We start from the raw sequence: 17,782 nt of genomic DNA, 5'->3' as shown, positions 1-17,782 counted from the left end.
GTGGAATCTCGATTCAAAGTACTTAATACAGAGCGAAGCGGCTTTAAAGCCGCTCACTGTTTTTATTATATTTTACAAGCGCCGCCTTCACAGCCGTCATCTGCTTGCGGTGTGAGTTCGTCTTGGACGTCCGAAGCACCATCACGGGTGTTGTGATAGTAAAGCGTTTTCACACCAAGTTTGTACGCGGTTAATAAATCTTTTAACAACAGCTTCATTGGTACTTTACCGCCTTCGAACTTATTTGGATCATAATTGGTGTTCGCAGAGATAGTTTGGTCAACAAATTTCTGCATGATACCAACAAGCTGTAGGTAACCATCATTTGATGGAATATCCCAAAGTAATTCGTACTGCTCTTTAAGCGCTTCGTACTCTGGAACTACTTGTTTCAAGATACCGTCTTTAGACGCTTTTACGCTGATGTGCCCACGCGGTGGCTCGATACCGTTAGTCGCGTTTGAGATTTGTGACGAAGTTTCAGAAGGCATTAACGCAGATAGCGTCGAGTTACGCATACCGTGCGCAACGATGCTTTCTCTTAACGCATCCCAATCAAGGTGAAGAGGCTCATCACATACGCTATCAAGATCTTTCTTGTAGGTATCAATAGGCATGATACCTTTCGCATAGGTGGTTTCATCAAATTTAGGACAAGCGCCTTTTTCTTTCGCCAATTCGTTTGATGCTTTCATCAGGTAATACTGAATTGCTTCGAACGTCTTGTGGGTCAGTCCATTTGCACTGCCATCAGAGTAACGCTTACCATTTTTCGCAAGATAGTAGGCAAAGTTGATAACACCTACACCTAATGTACGACGACCCATAGTTGCATTGAATGCAGCAGGTACTGGGTACTCTTGGTAATCAAGCAGGTTATCCAGTGCACGTACGGCGAGCTCTGCAAGTTCTTCTAGTTCATCTAGCGACTCGATAGCACCTAAGTTAAATGCTGACAGTGTACACAGGGCAATTTCACCTTCTTCGTCATTAACATGGCTAAGAGGCTTAGTCGGCAATGCGATTTCTAAGCAAAGGTTAGATTGGCGAATCGGCGCAACTTTGGCGTCGAACGGGCTGTGAGTATTACAGTGGTCAACGTTTTGCAGATAGATACGACCAGTACTCGCACGCTCTTGTAAGAACATTGAGAATAGTTCAATTGCTTTGATACGCTTCTTGCGAATTGACTCATCTTGTTCGTATTTAACGTACAACTCTTCGAATTTCTCTTGGTCTTCAAAAAACGCATCGTACAAACCTGGCACATCAGATGGGCTGAATAATGTGATAAAGCCATCTTTGATTAGGCGTGTATACATTAATTTATTGAACTGAACGCCGTAATCTAGGTGGCGTACACGGTTATCTTCCACGCCTCGGTTGTTTTTAAGAACTAATAGGTTCTCAACTTCCAAGTGCCACAATGGGTAGAATAGGGTCGCAGCGCCGCCACGTACACCGCCTTGTGAACAGCTTTTTACTGCTGTTTGGAAGTGCTTATAAAATGGGATACAGCCTGTGTGGTATGCTTCGCCGTTGCGAATCGGGCTGCCTAATGCACGGATACGACCTGCGTTAATACCGATACCAGCACGTTGCGATACGTATTTTACAATCGCTGACGAAGTAGCGTTAATTGAATCTAGGCTATCGGCACATTCAATCAATACACACGAGCTGAACTGACGTGTTGGTGTACGTACACCTGACATAATCGGTGTAGGCAGTGAAATCTTAAACAATGACACAGCATCATAGAAACGTTTGATGTAATCAAGACGCGTCTCTTTTGGATAATCTGAGAACAGGCTGGCTGCGACTAAAATGTATAGGAACTGCGCACTTTCATAGATATCACCAGTGACACGGTTTTGAACTAGGTATTTACCTTCTAGTTGTTTAACCGCTGCATAGCTGAAATTTAAGTCACGAGCGTGGTCAATGAACGAGTCCATTTGTTCAAATTCAGACTGCGTGTAATCAGCTAATAGGTGTTGATCGTAGCGTTTATCTTCAACGAGCTTAACAACGTGATCAAACAGTTTCGGCGGCTCAAATTGACCATATGCTTTCTTACGCAAATGGAAAATAGCCAGACGCGCGGCCAAATACTGATAGTCAGGAGTATCTTTAGAGATCAGATCGGCAGCTGATTTAATGATCGTTTCATGAATGTCTTCAGTACGGATCCCGTCATAAAACTGGATGTGAGACTTCAATTCAACCTGTGATACTGAGACATTGTTTAGACCTTCAGCAGCCCAAGCAATAACACGGTGGATCTTATCTAAATCCAACGCTTCCTTTCGTCCGTCACGTTTGCTAACAGATAACTGTTGATTCATTGTCGTAGCCCATAATTATAATTAGTTGTCATAGCGCACAGCTGTCAAAGTGTAACTTTCAGCTCTGTTTGAGGTGAAGAGCAGGGGGCGTGTAAACTCTCACTGCAACGTACCTCAGGTCATAAATGAATATGACTGTTTAACATTTAAACACTAGATATGGTGTTTTTAACTTTGTGACTCACAAGATAGTGGGGTCTTAAACCTTTTGCAAGCGCTGATCACATGAGCAATCTGTGGATAACTAGCGTCTGTTAGTGGTCGTTAACCTTATAGCATTTTTAATGCTGTCAATTGCTGAAAATCAACGTCAAAAAATACAAATTTAATGATTTTTTACTGTGATGATTGAATGATTTTTTTATCATCAATTAGCACATGATTCGCACAACGGATCTTTAGTAAGCACTATATCTGGTGTTTAAATTTTAGCTAAACACCAGATATAGTGTAAGAGGTGTTTACGTAAACACCAAATATTGATTTTGACTCGTTGTTAAGCAAGCTTTTCGAAATGCAAGATGTAATTGACACTTAGGTCATGACCTAATGTGTATTGTTTGGTGATTGGGTTGTAGCTAAGACCTGCACTGTTTCTTACCTTCAGACCTGCCTGCTCGGCCCAATGGATTAATGTAGACGGGCGGATAAATTTACTGTGGTCGTGAGTACCCTCTGGAACCATCTTAAGTAGTTTTTCTGCACCTAGAATTGCAAATAAATAGGCTTTGGTGGTTTTGTTCAATGTTGAGAAATAAACGTGAGCGCCGGGTTTAGCCAGTGCCGCAGCACTTGCGATGATCGATTGTGGATCCGGTACGTGCTCGAGCATTTCCATACAGGTTACAACATCGAATCGTTCAGGGTTTTGTTCTGCGTATTGTTCTGCTGTTATTTGTTGATAAGCAACTTTAACGCCTGTTTCTAGACTGTGGAGTTTCGCAACATTGAGTGGTTCACGACCCATATCGATACCGGTAACCTGCGCACCTAACTTCGCCATGCTCTCTGCCAGTATGCCACCACCACAGCCTATATCTAATGTTTCTTTGTCAGCCAAACCTTGTGCGTATTGGGCAATGAAGTCTAATCGCAGAGGATTGATTTCGTGTAAGGGTTTGAACTCTCCGTCCATGTCCCACCAGCGCTCTGCTATGGCTTCAAATTTAGCAATTTCTGCGCTGTCTACATTTTGATGTTCGGTCATATAAAACTTCCTCGTGTTTCTCAGGCCATTATACGGGGGGATTTTATGAAATCGCAAAAATTTAGCGCCTGTAAAAACAAAAATTATGTGATAGCATGGTTCGAGATAATAACGACAATGGGTCTGCTGGGCTGACGAGGCAAGAAGCTTCGTGATTTAACCCGTAGACGCAAATAAGAAGGAAAGTGATATCAATGACTGATCTCGCCAATGAAGTCCTTCCGGTTAATATTGAAGATGAGTTAAAGAATTCCTACCTTGATTACGCTATGAGTGTAATCGTAGGACGTGCGTTACCCGATGTACGTGACGGCTTGAAGCCTGTGCACCGTCGTGTATTGTTCGCGATGAATGAACTCCGCAATGACTGGAACAAACCATATAAAAAATCAGCACGTGTTGTTGGTGATGTAATCGGTAAATACCACCCGCATGGTGACAGCGCAGTTTACGACACGATCGTTCGTATGGCGCAGCCGTTTTCACTACGTTATATGTTGGTGGACGGCCAAGGTAACTTTGGTTCTGTAGATGGTGACTCAGCCGCTGCGATGCGTTACACCGAAGTGCGCATGTCTAAACTTTCCCAAGAGTTACTCGCCGACTTAGAAAAAGAAACGGTTGATTATGTGCCTAACTACGATGGCACAGAGCAAATACCTGACGTGTTACCAACTAAAGTACCTAACCTCTTGGTGAATGGTTCTTCTGGTATCGCCGTAGGTATGGCAACTAATATTCCTCCGCACAACTTAAACGAAGTTATCAATGGTTGTTTGGCGCTGATTCAAGAGCCAGAAACAACGATTGAAGAACTCATGGAGTACATTCCTGGCCCTGATTTCCCAACTGCTGCAATTATCAACGGCAAAAAGGGCATCGAGCAAGCATACAAAACGGGTCGCGGAAAAGTATATATCCGAGCACGCGCTGAAATCGAAGTCGATGAAAAAACCAGCCGCGAAACGATCATAGTTCATGAAATTCCTTACCAAGTTAACAAAGCACGTCTTATTGAGAAGATAGCTGAACTTGTTAAAGACAAGAAGATTGAAGGCATTAGCGCGCTTCGCGATGAATCAGATAAAGATGGTATGCGCATCGTTATCGAGATTAAGCGTGGTGAAGTAGGCGAAGTAGTACTTAACAATCTGTATGCACAAACTCAGATGCAAACAGTGTTTGGTATGAACATGGTTGCCCTAGACGGTAATCAGCCGAAGTGTTTCAACCTTAAAGAAATGCTTGAAGCGTTTATCTTACACCGTCGTGAAGTAGTTACACGCCGCACTGTGTTTGATCTTCGCAAGGCACGCGAGCGTGCGCACACGCTTGAAGGCTTAGCTATCGCGCTTGCCAATATCGACCCTATCATTGAACTTATCCGCAAATCGCCAACACCAGCAGAAGCTAAGGCAGGCTTGGTTGCTCGCCCATGGGAACTGGGTAATGTAAAAGCAATGCTGGAAAAAGCAGGCGACAACGCCGCGCGTCCAGATTGGCTAGCTGATGACTTGGGTATTCGTGATGGTCAGTACTATTTATCTGAGCAACAAGCACAAGCAATCCTTGAGCTTCGCTTACATAAACTTACTGGCCTTGAGCACGAGAAGATCCTTGATGAGTATCAAGAGCTTCTTGAGCTAATTGCAGAACTACTTCACATTTTGGGTTCGCCAGAGCGCTTGATGGAAGTTATCCGTGATGAATTGGTTACTATCAAAGAAACATACGGTGATGACCGTCGCACTGAGATCAGTGCAGCTGCACACGATATTAGTCTCGAAGATTTGATCACTGAAGAAGACGTTGTTGTAACGCTTTCTCACGAAGGTTATGTGAAGTATCAGCCTCTGAGCGACTACGAAGCACAGCGTCGTGGTGGTAAGGGTAAATCTGCAACCAAGATGAAAGATGAAGACTTCATCGAACGTCTACTTGTGGCCAATACCCACGATACGATTTTATGTTTCTCAACAGCAGGTCGTTTGTACTGGTTGAAAGTGTATCAATTGCCACTTGCGAGCCGCGCGGCGCGTGGTAAGCCAATTGTGAACCTACTGCCACTCGAGGCTGACGAACGTATTACGGCTATTTTGCCAGTGCGTGATTACGAGCAAGACAAATATGTTTTCATGGCAACCGCTCATGGTATCGTTAAGAAGACCCCACTTGTTGATTACTCTCGCCAGCGTGCGAGCGGTATCATTGCGGTCAATCTTAAAGATGGCGATAGTTTAATCGGTGTGGATATCACCGACGGTTCGAATGAAGTGATGCTGTTTACTGACGCTGGTAAGGTTGTACGCTTTAGTGAAGAACACGTTCGTTCTATGGGCCGCACAGCGACAGGTGTTCGTGGTATCAAGATGCCAGACGATGTGTCTGTTGTGTCGCTCATCATTCCTCACACTGATGGCGCAGTCCTGACGGTTACTGAAAACGGTTACGGTAAACGCACTGAATTAGCTGAATACCCAACTAAAGGTCGTGCGACTCAAGGTGTGGTATCAATAAAAGTAAGTGAACGTAATGGTCGCGTTGTGGGTGCTGTTCAAGTCGATGACAACGACGAAATCATCATCATTTCAAATCGTGGTACGCTTGTACGTACGCGTGTGAATGAAGTTTCAATGGTTGGTCGTAACACCCAAGGTGTTATTTTAATTCGTACTGTTGACGGCGAACAGGTAGTTGGTTTACAACGTATCGAAGAGATCGATGAAGATGAATTTCCTGTAGAGCAAGGGGATGAAACGGCCATTGGCGAACAAGCGCCAGAGGTTGTTGCAGACGACCCTGAGCAAGATGCAGAATAATCATATTTAAAGCGGCTTTGGCCGCTTTTTTTATCCCTAATATAAATTTAATTCAATTCAAATAATGCGCGCAGCCGCGTATTGTTTGCCTACGCATAGTGGAATGAGGATGTATTAATGAGCGTATATAACTTTTGTGCCGGGCCGGCGATGTTACCACCGGCAGTGATGAAAAAAGCGCAACAAGAGTTTTTGGATTGGCAGGGACTAGGTGTGTCTGTCATGGAAGTAAGTCACCGCGCAGAGCCTTTCTTAACGATGGCTAAAGATTGTGAAGCGCGATTACGCCGGTTAATGAATATTAGCGACGAATATGCGGTGTTGTTTATGCACGGCGGTGGTCGTGGCCAATTTGCAGCAGTGCCTTTAAACTTGCATCTTGATGATGCTCCTGCTGTTTATGTGAATACGGGTATTTGGTCTGATGGTGCTGCAAAAGAAGCGCAAAAATATACAGACGTTATTGAATTAAATGTGCGTGATGACAAAGACGGTAAATTTGGCGTAAAACCTATTTCCGATTGGCCACTGCCAGAAAAGGCCAGTTACATTCATTATTGCCCGAATGAAACCATTGATGGCGTTGAGTTGTTTGATGTTCCAAGTCACCCAACGGCGCCAATCGTGGCTGATATGTCATCGATGATTTTATCGCGAGAGATTGACGTTAATAAATTTGACGTGATTTATGCCGGCGCGCAGAAGAACATTGGTCCATCGGGCTTATGTATTGTCATCGTGCGTAAAACCTTGCTCGAACGTAAAGGTTTACCACGCCCTGGTATTCTTGACTATGCCACTGAAGCGAAGCAAGAGAGTATGTACAATACACCGCCGACGTTTGCTTGGTACCTTGCCGATGTAGTCTTTAAATTTTTAGAAGAACAAGGTGGTGTGCCTGCAATGCAGCGCCACAACCAGAATAAAGCAGCCATCCTGTACGACTACATTGATAGCTCAGATTTTTACTCAAATAAAGTGGAAAAAGAGTGTCGTTCACTAATGAACGTGCCATTTTGGCTCAATGATGAAAGCCTTAATGACCGTTTCCTTGAGCTGTCAAAACAAGCAGGGTTACTCGCACTTGAGGGGCATCGCTATGTGGGTGGTATGCGAGCCAGTATTTATAACGCAATGCCAGTTGCTGGAATAGAAGCGCTTGTGACCTTTATGGACCAGTTTGCAAAGGAGCATAGTTGATGGACTCTTTGCGTTTACAACCCATAAAGCAAGTCAGTGGTGAGGTCGTTCTACCAGGCTCGAAAAGTTTATCAAATCGTATTTTACTTCTTGCTGCATTGTGTGACGGCCCAACGAAAGTTACTAATCTGTTAGACAGTGACGACATTCGCCACATGCTTGGCGCATTAGCTGCGATGGGCGTAAAGGTTGAATTGAATGACGACAAGACGGTGGCAATGGTTCACGGTCAGGGCGGTCAACTTAAAACGCCTGACGCTGCGTTGTTTCTAGGTAATGCTGGAACGGCATTTCGACCATTAACCGCTGTGCTTGCTGCCACAGAAGGGCAATTCGAATTAACCGGTGAACCTCGAATGGAAGAACGCCCGATAGGTCATTTAGTCGATGCACTAAAAACATTGGGTGCTGATGTTTCTTATCTAAAAAATGACGATTATCCACCATTGGCAATAAAAGGTATGTCCTTGGCTGGTGGGGAAGTGTCAATTGATGGCAGTATTTCAAGTCAGTTTTTGACAGCACTTTTGATGGCAGCGCCTTTGTTCAGCGGTGATACAACTATTCGCATTAAGGGTGAATTGGTATCTAAGCCTTATATCGACATTACTATCGGTGTGATGGCTAAATTCGGTATCTCGGTAACCAATAATAACTATGAAAGTTTTGTTGTTAAAGGCGGCCAGCAGTATGCTTCACCGGGTACAATAATGGTTGAAGGCGATGCCTCTTCTGCCTCTTATTTTGTTGCTGCAGCTGCGATAAATGGCGGTGAAATTACCATTCATGGCGTCGGGTCTGACAGCGTGCAAGGTGATATTGGTTTTGCCAAAGTCATGGAGCAAGTGGGTGCTAATATTGAGTGGCACAGTGACAAGCTAATCGTGAGCAAGGGTGAATTGAATGCGGTCGATATTGATGCCAATGCCATTCCTGATGCTGCCATGACGTTAGCGACAGTGGCTTTGTTTGCTAAAGGCAAGACAGCAATTCGTAACATTTACAATTGGCGTGTGAAAGAGACAGATCGTTTGTATGCGATGGCAACCGAACTTAAAAAGCTCGGTGCACAGGTCGTCGAAGGGCATGATTACATTGAAATCACGCCGGTCGAATCGCTAAAGGACGTGGCAATTGATACTTACAACGACCATCGAATCGCCATGTGCTTTTCTATGGTTGCAGTGGGCGGTTGGCCAGTGACTATCAACGATCCAGGTTGTACCGCAAAAACTTTTCCTACCTACTTCGACACGCTAGCCAGTATTAGCCAAAGCTAATAAAAACGCTTGTATGGACACTGGGCCATACAAGCGTGTTTCTTACTCTGTTACAAAACAATCATAAAAATGTAGCGTGTAAACGGGAATTTACGAAAAAGTTCGCGTATAATAGCGCCGTTTTGAAAAGTTTGCTGTGCATGCAGGAGGTTTAAATGCAGGCATCAATGCCGGTGATCACCGTTGATGGTCCAAGTGGATCAGGAAAAGGGACTGTGTGTCGTTTATTAGCACAAAAGCTGGGCTGGGATGTGCTCGACAGCGGAGCGATATACCGAGTTTTAGCGCTTGCAGCGTTGCACCATCAAATTGCGCTCGATAATGAAGAGGCGCTTGTTCCTCTTGCAGCGAATTTAGATGTGCAGTTTTTATTTGATGCAGATAGTGAAACTAGCAAGATAGTGCTTGAAGGCGAAGAAGTCACCCATGGTATTCGTAACGAAGAAGTCGGTGCGGCAGCATCGAAAGTCGCTGCATTACCTCGTGTACGTGAAGCATTGCTTCGTCGTCAGCGTGCATTTCGTACAGAAGCGGGGCTTATTGCCGATGGTCGTGACATGGGCACGGTGATATTCCCAGACGCAAACGTAAAGATTTTCTTAACGGCGAGCGCAGAAGAGCGCGCACAACGTCGTTTTAAAGAGTTGAAGGCTAAGGGCCTGGATGTTACACTAAGTGGTCTACTTGAGGACATTCAAGCTCGTGACGAGCGCGACATGAATCGTGCAGTTGCGCCACTGGTTCCTGCAGAGGATGCCATAACGCTTGATACCACTGAGCTCGACGCTCAGCAAGTGTTTGTCAAAGTACAAACAATACTCGAAGACGCTGTGCTGGCTGGTAAGCTAGCTAAAGTGAGTATTAGATAAACTATTTTTTACGCATGAGCAGGACGCACGTGCTTTTTTAATAACCCCGCAGAGCAGTGACGCGATGTGGTGAATTTAACTTATAGAGACGTATTAAGTATGTCAGAAAATTTTGCGCAGTTATTTGAAGAAAGCCTACAGGGTTTTGAAGCTCAACAGGGCTCAATCGTTAAAGGTACTGTAATCTCAATCGAGAACAACATCGTTCTTGTAGACGCTGGCCTTAAGTCAGAAAGTGCTATCCCTGCAGAGCAGTTCAAAAATACTGCTGGTGAACTAGAAGTTGCTGTTGGTGACGAAGTAGATGTTGCACTAGATGCAATTGAAGACGGTTTCGGTGAAACTATCCTTTCTCGTGAAAAAGCGAAACGCCACGAAGCGTGGATCCGCCTTGAGAAAGCGTGTGAAGAAAACGAAACTGTTACTGGTGTTATCAATGGTAAGGTTAAAGGTGGTTTCACTGTTGAAGTTGATTCTATCCGTGCCTTCCTTCCTGGTTCACTTGTTGACGTTCGTCCAGTACGTGACACGACTCACCTTGAAGGTAAAGAGCTTGAGTTCAAAGTAATCAAGCTTGACCAGAAGCGTAACAACGTTGTTGTTTCTCGCCGTGCAGTTATCGAATCTGAAAACTCACAAGAGCGTGAAGAACTTCTTCAGAACCTTGTTGAAGGTCAAGAAGTTAAAGGTATCGTTAAGAACCTTACAGACTACGGTGCGTTCGTTGACCTAGGTGGTGTTGACGGTCTACTACACATCACTGACATGGCGTGGAAGCGTGTTAAGCACCCTTCAGAAATCGTGAATGTTGGCGACGAAATCAACGTTAAAGTTCTTAAGTTCGACAAAGATAAGACTCGTGTATCTCTAGGTCTTAAGCAACTTGGCGAAGATCCATGGCAAGAAATTGCTAACCGTTACCCAGAAGGCGCTAAGCTATCTGGTCGTGTAACTAACCTAACTGACTACGGCTGTTTCGTTGAAATCGAAGAAGGCGTAGAAGGTCTAGTACACGTTTCAGAGATGGATTGGACTAACAAAAACATCCACCCATCAAAAGTTGTTTCACTAGGTGACAACGTTGAAGTAATGGTTCTAGAAATCGACGAAGAGCGTCGTCGTATTTCTCTAGGTCTTAAGCAGTGTAAAGCTAACCCGTGGCAAGAATTTGCTCGTCTTCAAAACAAAGGCGACCAAGTTACTGGTAAGATCAAGTCAATCACTGACTTCGGTATCTTCATCGGTCTTGACGGTGGCATCGACGGTCTTGTACACCTTTCTGATATCTCTTGGAACACTCCAGGCGAAGAAGCTGTACGTGAGTACAAGAAAGGCGACGAAATCACTGCAATCGTACTTCAGGTTGACCCAGAGCGTGAGCGTATCTCTCTAGGCGTTAAGCAAATCGAAGCTGATCCTTTCAATAACTACCTAGACGCAAACAAAAAAGGTGCTATTGTTAAAGGTACAGTAACTGCTGTTGACGCGAAAGGCGCAACTGTAGAACTTGCTGAAGGCGTTGAAGGTTACATCCGTGTAGCTGATATCGCACAAGAACGTGTTGAAGATGCAACTGCTGCTGTTTCTGAAGGTCAAGAAATCGAAGCTAAGTTTGTAGGCGTAGATTGTAAGAACCGCGCTATCAGCTTATCTGTTAAAGCGATTTACGAAGCTGAAGAAAAAGAAGCATTAGAAAAACTTAAGGCAGATGAGCCTCAGTTTGAAAATGCTATGGCTGCTGCATTCAAAAATGCACAGAAAGACTAAGAGTTAGTCTAGTCTTAGGAAGGGCGAAAGCCCTTCCTTTGTAAGCCCTAAAGGAAACATTATGACCAAGTCAGAATTAATAGAACAACTTGCTGAAAAACACTCTCATATCCAAGCGCGTGATGTTGAGAATGCCGTTAAAGAAATTCTAGAACAAATGGCCGGTTCATTGTCAGAAGCAGAACGCATCGAAATTCGTGGCTTCGGTAGTTTCTCACTCCATTTCAGAGCTCCACGAACAGGTCGCAACCCGAAAACTGGTGAGACTGTCGAGCTAGATGGAAAATACGTACCTCACTTTAAGCCTGGCAAGGAATTACGCGACCGCGTCAACGCCACTATCTAATTGATCACGGATGGAGTAACCGCTGAGTGAAGGTCATAAAAATCATTCTATTTGTACTGTGTGTTTTTATAGCCTTCGTATTGGGTTCGCAAAATCCACAGTTTGTCCAAGTAAATTACCTCATTGCGAGTGCGAACATCCCGCTTGCTGCGCTGATGAGCGTCTGTTTTGTTATTGGTCTTTTGTTTGGTTGTTTTGTAAGTGTTCGCCTTTTTTCGACATTGAAATGGCAGAACTACCGCTTACAAAAGCGTAATGAGCAATTGTCTCGAACAGCTCAAGAACGCGAACAAAACAAAGCTTTAACACCAGCTAAAGAATACTAGCTATGCTGGAATTGTTGTTTTTACTCTTGCCTGTAGCAGCTGGATACGGCTGGATCATGGGTAAAAACAGTGCCAAGAATCAAGCACATATACACAGTAGAAAAATTACTGCCGAGTACAGTAAAGGGCTAAAGTTTTTACTTGATAGAGAAGATGACCAAGGCCTCGAGCACCTCATCCAATTGCTTGAAGTTTCAGCAGATTCTGTTGAACATTATCTGACTTTGGCTACCTTGTTCCGCAGGCGTGGTGAGCTAGATAGAGCCATTAAAATCCATGAACTGCTCCTTGAACACCCCAACCTCAATGAAGACCAACTTACCGACTCCCGTTTAGAGCTTGCTCAAGATTACATTCTTGCGGGTATGCTAGACAGTGCAGAAGAGCATTTGCTGATTCTCATCAAGCAAAAGCGTAAACAAGCGCTTGAGCCACTTATTGCTCTGTATTCCCAAACTAGGGAATGGCAAAAGGGCATCGCGCTTCATCATCGGTATTCTCACTTATTCATTAATCGTCAACAAAAAATCGCTATTGCAAATTTCTATTGCGAAGCTGCACTATCAGAAAATAAGCCCGAGTTGATGCCACAAGCACTCGGTGTAGGTGAGCCAAGTATCCGGCCTCTTTACGAGCTGGGTCAGCTCGCGTTTAAGCGTGAAGACTATGTTCAAGCAATCCATTACTGGCGCGATTTAATTTTACAATTCACGTCCTGCTCACCGCTGGTATTAGAGCAATTATCTGTCAGTTATCGTCATCTGCATTTAGAGCATCAATTCGAGCACGTGCTGTCTGAGCTTGTTGAAAGTGGCGGGATAGGCATTAAAATTCACTATAGTCAGTACTTGGTACAAGACGGAAAGCGTAAAGAAGCCGTCGACTTCATTACTAAGAGTTTAAAGAAACAACCTAATATTCGCGGCTTTCGTTTTTTGTTACAATTACTTGCTGGGCAAAATGAACAATTAGATGAAGCATTAAACCCCATCGATAAACTTATTCAATCTTACATAGACACCAAGGCCGAATATCAATGTCAGCATTGTGGTTTCCAAAGCCACAGTCACTATTGGTTATGTCCTTCATGCCGCCATTGGGAGTCTATGCAACCGAGCCGTGGGCTTGATGGTTTTTAAACAGGAATAACATGAACGCTGTTGATTCAAAAAAAGTACTTATCGCATTAGATTACGATGACAAAGCGACCGCTTTGAATTTTGTAAAGCAACTTTCACCAGACGCGTGCCGTTTAAAAGTAGGTAAAGAGATGTTTACTTACTTTGGTCCTGAATTTGTAAAAGAATTAGTAGATCTAGGTTTTGATGTATTCCTTGATCTTAAATTTCACGACATCCCAAATACAGTAGCAAAAGCGGTTAAAGCCGCCGCTGATTCTCGGTGTCTGGATGGTTAACGTTCATGCAAGTGGCGGTGTCGAAATGATGCAAAAGGCAAAAGCAATTCTGGCGCCTTATGGTGATAAAGCGCCTCTTTTAATTGCCGTGACTGTACTAACAAGTATGGATGAGCAACAACTTCGTCAACTCGGTATTGATAAAACACCTCAAGAACAAGTGTTATATCTTGCAAACTTAACAAAACTAGCGGGTCTTGATGGGGTTGTGTGTTCCGCTCAAGAAGCACAAGTATTAAAGTCTACCCTCGGTTGCGATTTTAAATTGGTTACTCCTGGTATTCGCCCTGTGGGCAGTGATGCGGGGGATTAAAAAGCGTATAATGACACCAAAACAAGCAGTTGAAAGCGGTAGTGATTACCTTGTGATTGGACGTCCAATTACTCAAGCAGCAGATCCAGTTGCCGTACTTAATGAAATTAATGCAAGCTTAGGAGCTTGATGTGAAATATATCATTCTTATCGCGCTATTGGTTGGTAGTGGTTATTACTACCATAGGTACACAACGACTCAAGACAATGCTAAGGCACTAGGTGTTTTGTTGGAAGAAGTTGAATATGACAGTGTCGATTTGTTTGATTTGAAAGATGCAAACATTAAGCAAATCTATGCGATTTGTGCACAAAACGAAGAAATGTTACTTGGGTCAGGGCGCTCGGTGAGTGCGTGTATGCAGGAGCATGATGTTAAACGCCCAGAGTGTGAGTCTACAATTTTCAGACTTGCCCCGCTTACTATCGAAAGCAAAGCTGAGTTACTTGACTATTCCAAGCGATATTTACGCTGTGCGCTACCGTACAAAGATTTAAGATATCAGTCTTATTAATTAAAAAAACGCGACACTAAGGTCGCGTTTTTAATTTTATTTGTGTGGCTTCGATATCAATGACCCCATCTTTAAACAACCCCCCGATGGCCTTTTTGTAGTTTGCTTTAGAGGTTGAAAACATTCGCTTTATAGCATCTGGAGCAGACTTATCACCTAAGGGTACAATACCGCCTCGTGCATTCAATTCGTCGAGAATTTGTTGCTTTAATGGATCAATTTTAGCCATGCCAGGGGCTTCTAGCACGATATCAACTTTGCCATCTTCACGGCAATTTTGTACAAAAGCACTCAATCGTTGGCCGACAAATAGGTTGCGATGAACTCGATTGTGGAAAATCAAACCCCAATGTAGCTCATCGACTATCACTTTGAAGCCAAGATCGGTCTTACCAGCAACAATAACTTCAACGACATCACCAGATTTATATTCTGGCTTAGCTCGCCCAACAAATTTGTTTAAATTGCTCGATGCACAGATTCGTTTTGACGCGTTATCCAAGTACAGCTTCACAAGGTAGCTGCGTTCTGGCTGCATTCGTGGTTTTTGCTCATTGAAGGGCACTAGCAAGTCTTTCTCTAAACCCCAATCTAAAAATGCGCCAACTTTGTTGACTTGTTTAACTTGAAGCAAAGCAAAATCACCTACTTGAGCGCGCGGTTTTGTGCGCGTAGCGGTAGGGTGGCCCATGCTATCTAAATAAACAAATACACTTAAACTGTCGCCTTCTTCGATTTCATCCGGTGCTTGTTCGGCAGGTAAGAAAACTTCACCCAAATCGGTACTGCGCAAGTAAACACCTTCGCCAGCGACTTCATCAACAAACAATGTTTGCCATTGTCCTAAACTGCTCATTATTCTTCCTCATCCGACATTGGTTTTGGCTTACGTTTTAACGTGCCCATGACATTCGGGTCAAACGGTGCAGCTATAGGCTTTTTAGTCATTTTACCGCGACGTTTGTGTTTAGCTTGTTGATTGCTTTTAATACGTTTAGGTTCCCCAGACTTTGCTTTGTCTGTGGCAGGTTTCTTGGGTTTAGGTTGAGTAAAGCCCTTGAATTTACCTACCAAACCGTCAATTTCGCTAAATGGAAGAGGGCGGCGCATAAACTGGTTAATTGCCAAATAACTCTGCCAATCTTTCGGACCGACAAGGGAGATAGCAAAACCTTTAAAGCCAGCGCGACCGGTGCGGCCGATACGGTGGATATATTCTTCTGCATTCTTTGGCAAATCGAAGTTAATAACGTGAGTAACGTTAAGCAAGTCAAGTCCACGAGATGCAACGTCGGTGGTAATAAGTACTTGATACAAACCACGACTAAAGCTGTCCATGATTTCTAAGCGCTTGTTTTGCGCCATGGTGCCTTCTAAGGCAACCGCTTTAAGGCCATGTGCAGTGACTTTGTCGCACAGACGTTGCGTATCTTCTCGCGTCGCGGTGAAGATAATGCATTGACCTAAGCCTTCTTCATTGCTTAGCAAATGGTCTAATAGCGCTTCTTTGTGATCGAGATGATCAGCTAAATAGAGGCGCTGACTAATATCACTGTGCTCATCTGTCGCAGCGCTTATGCTCACGCCTTTTGGGTTTTTTAATAAATTACGCGATAGTGCACCTACTTGAGCGTGCTCAAGAGTGGCTGAAAACAGCAGACTTTGGCGCAATCTGTGGTCGGCGCTTTTATTGATCAACTCAACTTGTTCACTGAAACCCAAATCGAGTATTCGGTCTGCTTCATCGAAAATAAGCATCTCTAGACCACTTAAATGCAAAGAGCGATCTTCTAAATGGTCTGCTATACGACCAGGCGTACCAACAACAAAATGAGGGTCTTTACGTAATGCTTTGACCTGGTCATTATAATTTTCTCCGCCAAGAATTTTGACTGCGCTCAGTGCTGTTCCGGCAATCAGCAGGCGTAATTGAGCATGAACTTGTGTTGCCAGCTCTCGTGTTGGTGTAACAATCAAAACACGCGGATCGCGCTTTGAAAGCGCCTTTTGTTTGATCACTCGCTGGACGGCAGGCAACAAAAACGCCAAGGTCTTACCTGAGCCAGTTTTAGATTGCGCAAATAAGTCATGTCCAGCCAATGCTAGGGGAATCGCTTGGGCTTGGATATCGGTGGGTGTGGTAATACCTTGGTGTGTCATTTGTGCGCACAAACGAGTATCGATACCCAAATCACTAAATTGCAAATTCACTCTCCAATAAAAAATTACAGTTATTACAGGGGTATTATAACGTATTGCTACCTTAGGCTGGCAGCAAATTTTGCGTTTTTCACCATATTCAGTAAAATACGCGTCCCTAATGCGCCGGATTTGCGATTCGGTTTAGTTAAAAGCACTTAAAAGGTACTTCAATGTCACAACAATACGTCGTGTGTGCGCTGTACAAGTTTGTCGCGCTCCCAAATTTTGAACAAATTCGCCAACCTCTTCTTGATGTTATGCTTGAGCATGACGTACGCGGTACGCTATTGCTAGCGAGTGAGGGTATTAATGGTACAGTCGCTGGTAAGCGTGAAGGTATTGATGCGGTATTAGCATGGCTAGATAAACAGCCTAACCTTGATAACATCGTCACAAAAGAGTCATTCGATGAAGAGTGTCCGTTCTACCGCACTAAGGTAAAACTGAAAAAAGAAATTGTGACCATGGGCGTTGAGGGCATCGATCCTCGTGAAGTCGTTGGTACGTATGTGAAGCCAAAAGATTGGAATGCGCTAATTAGCGATCCAGACGTTGTATTGGTTGATACTCGTAACGATTATGAGATTGAAATCGGCACGTTCAAGAACGCGGTTGACCCGAAGACTAAAACCTTCCGTGAATTCCCAAATTGGGCTGAGCAAAACTTAGACCCTAAAAAGCACAAGAAAGTAGCTATGTTCTGCACTGGCGGTATTCGTTGTGAAAAGTCGACTGCTTATATGAAAGAGCAAGGCTTCGAAGAGGTGTATCACCTTGAAGGCGGTATCTTGAAGTACTTAGAAGAAGTGCCAAAAGAAGAAACCATGTGGGAAGGTGAATGCTTTGTTTTTGATAACCGAGTTGCAGTTGACCACGACCTTAACAAAGGCCAATACGACCAATGCCACGCATGTCGTATGCCAATTACTGAAGATGATAAGCAAAAGCCTGAGTACATGCAGGGCGTTTCTTGTCATCATTGTCACGAAAATGTGACTGATGAGCAGCGCGCACGTTTTGCTGAACGTCAAAAGCAAATCGAGTTGGCGAAAGAGCGCGGTGAAGGCCATATCGGTCATGAAGCGCAAGAGATGCTTCATAAGCGAAAAGAACTCAAGCAGCAGCTTAAAGAGCAACAACGCGCTGCTAACAAATAAGTTATCATCCACAATA

General features: G+C 44.0%; 14 protein-coding genes and 1 pseudogene. 11 read left to right on the top strand and 4 right to left on the bottom strand.

The features are described 5' to 3' along the window. Positions 1–65 precede the first annotated feature (65 nt). Both nrdA and ubiG read right to left on the bottom strand, forming a co-directional pair. On the bottom strand, positions 66–2,348 hold the full coding sequence (gene nrdA, locus ACH19P_RS10210; RefSeq protein WP_462158454.1) for a class 1a ribonucleoside-diphosphate reductase subunit alpha: 2,283 nt from the start codon (positions 2,346–2,348) through the stop codon (positions 66–68). Between the two features lie 496 nt (positions 2,349–2,844). Then, entirely contained in the window at positions 2,845–3,555 is a 711-nt protein-coding gene (ubiG, locus tag ACH19P_RS10205) for a bifunctional 2-polyprenyl-6-hydroxyphenol methylase/3-demethylubiquinol 3-O-methyltransferase UbiG (RefSeq protein WP_462158453.1), read from the bottom strand. Between the two features lie 194 nt (positions 3,556–3,749). On the opposite strand from ubiG, the gene gyrA reads away from it, so the two are divergent. The 10 genes and pseudogenes from gyrA to ACH19P_RS10155 all read left to right on the top strand — a co-directional run bounded on the left by gyrA (position 3,750) and on the right by ACH19P_RS10155 (position 14,407). Continuing rightward, positions 3,750–6,374 carry a DNA topoisomerase (ATP-hydrolyzing) subunit A gene (gene gyrA / locus ACH19P_RS10200; RefSeq protein ID WP_462158452.1) on the top strand — a complete coding sequence of 875 codons (2,625 nt, stop codon included), beginning with the start codon at positions 3,750–3,752 and terminating at the stop codon, positions 6,372–6,374. Between the two features lie 117 nt (positions 6,375–6,491). Continuing rightward, on the top strand, positions 6,492–7,574 hold the full coding sequence (gene serC, locus ACH19P_RS10195) for a 3-phosphoserine/phosphohydroxythreonine transaminase (protein WP_462158451.1): 1,083 nt from the start codon (positions 6,492–6,494) through the stop codon (positions 7,572–7,574). Then, positions 7,574–8,854, top strand: a complete 1,281-nt coding sequence (gene aroA / locus ACH19P_RS10190) for a 3-phosphoshikimate 1-carboxyvinyltransferase (protein WP_462158450.1) — start codon at positions 7,574–7,576, stop codon at positions 8,852–8,854. Before serC ends, aroA begins: the two co-directional genes overlap by 1 nt. A 155-nt stretch (positions 8,855–9,009) precedes the next feature. Continuing rightward, on the top strand, positions 9,010–9,723 hold the full coding sequence (gene cmk / locus ACH19P_RS10185; protein WP_462158449.1) for a (d)CMP kinase: 714 nt from the start codon (positions 9,010–9,012) through the stop codon (positions 9,721–9,723). Positions 9,724–9,822: 99 nt separating this feature from the next. Further along, entirely contained in the window at positions 9,823–11,490 is a 1,668-nt protein-coding gene (gene rpsA, locus ACH19P_RS10180; protein WP_462158448.1) for a 30S ribosomal protein S1, read from the top strand. A gap of 61 nt (positions 11,491–11,551) precedes the next feature. Further along, positions 11,552–11,836 (top strand): integration host factor subunit beta, encoded by a 285-nt coding sequence (ihfB, locus tag ACH19P_RS10175; protein ID WP_462158447.1) that lies wholly within the window; start codon positions 11,552–11,554, stop codon positions 11,834–11,836. 26 nt (positions 11,837–11,862) lie between these two features. After that, on the top strand, positions 11,863–12,162 hold the full coding sequence (locus ACH19P_RS10170; protein WP_462158446.1) for a lipopolysaccharide assembly protein LapA domain-containing protein: 300 nt from the start codon (positions 11,863–11,865) through the stop codon (positions 12,160–12,162). Positions 12,163–12,164: 2 nt separating this feature from the next. Further along, positions 12,165–13,301 (top strand): lipopolysaccharide assembly protein LapB, encoded by a 1,137-nt coding sequence (gene lapB, locus ACH19P_RS10165; RefSeq protein ID WP_462158445.1) that lies wholly within the window; start codon positions 12,165–12,167, stop codon positions 13,299–13,301. An 11-nt stretch (positions 13,302–13,312) separates the two neighbouring features. Next, positions 13,313–14,022: pseudogene (pyrF, locus tag ACH19P_RS10160) on the top strand (orotidine-5'-phosphate decarboxylase). Between the two features lies 1 nt (position 14,023). Then, the gene (locus ACH19P_RS10155; RefSeq protein ID WP_462158444.1) at positions 14,024–14,407 is read left to right on the top strand and encodes a hypothetical protein; all 384 of its coding nucleotides are present in this window, start codon (positions 14,024–14,026) and stop codon (positions 14,405–14,407) included. Positions 14,408–14,423: 16 nt separating this feature from the next. Here the strand turns inward: ACH19P_RS10155 and ACH19P_RS10150 are convergent, their stop codons facing one another. Both ACH19P_RS10150 and ACH19P_RS10145 read right to left on the bottom strand, forming a co-directional pair. After that, positions 14,424–15,263 (bottom strand): CvfB family protein, encoded by an 840-nt coding sequence (locus tag ACH19P_RS10150; protein ID WP_462158443.1) that lies wholly within the window; start codon positions 15,261–15,263, stop codon positions 14,424–14,426. Further along, the gene (locus ACH19P_RS10145; protein WP_462158442.1) at positions 15,263–16,612 is read right to left on the bottom strand and encodes a DEAD/DEAH box helicase; all 1,350 of its coding nucleotides are present in this window, start codon (positions 16,610–16,612) and stop codon (positions 15,263–15,265) included. Before ACH19P_RS10145 ends, ACH19P_RS10150 begins: the two co-directional genes overlap by 1 nt. Before the next feature lie 167 nt (positions 16,613–16,779). Here ACH19P_RS10145 and trhO point away from each other — a divergent pair, with 167 nt between their 5' ends. Beyond that, a complete protein-coding gene (gene trhO / locus ACH19P_RS10140) occupies positions 16,780–17,766 on the top strand; it encodes an oxygen-dependent tRNA uridine(34) hydroxylase TrhO (protein WP_462158441.1) in 987 nt (328 codons plus the stop codon). The last annotated feature ends 16 nt before the right edge of the window (positions 17,767–17,782 follow it).

The organism is Pseudoalteromonas sp. GB56, from assembly GCF_054923835.1.
This window is presented reverse-complemented; position numbering and strand designations above follow the sequence as displayed.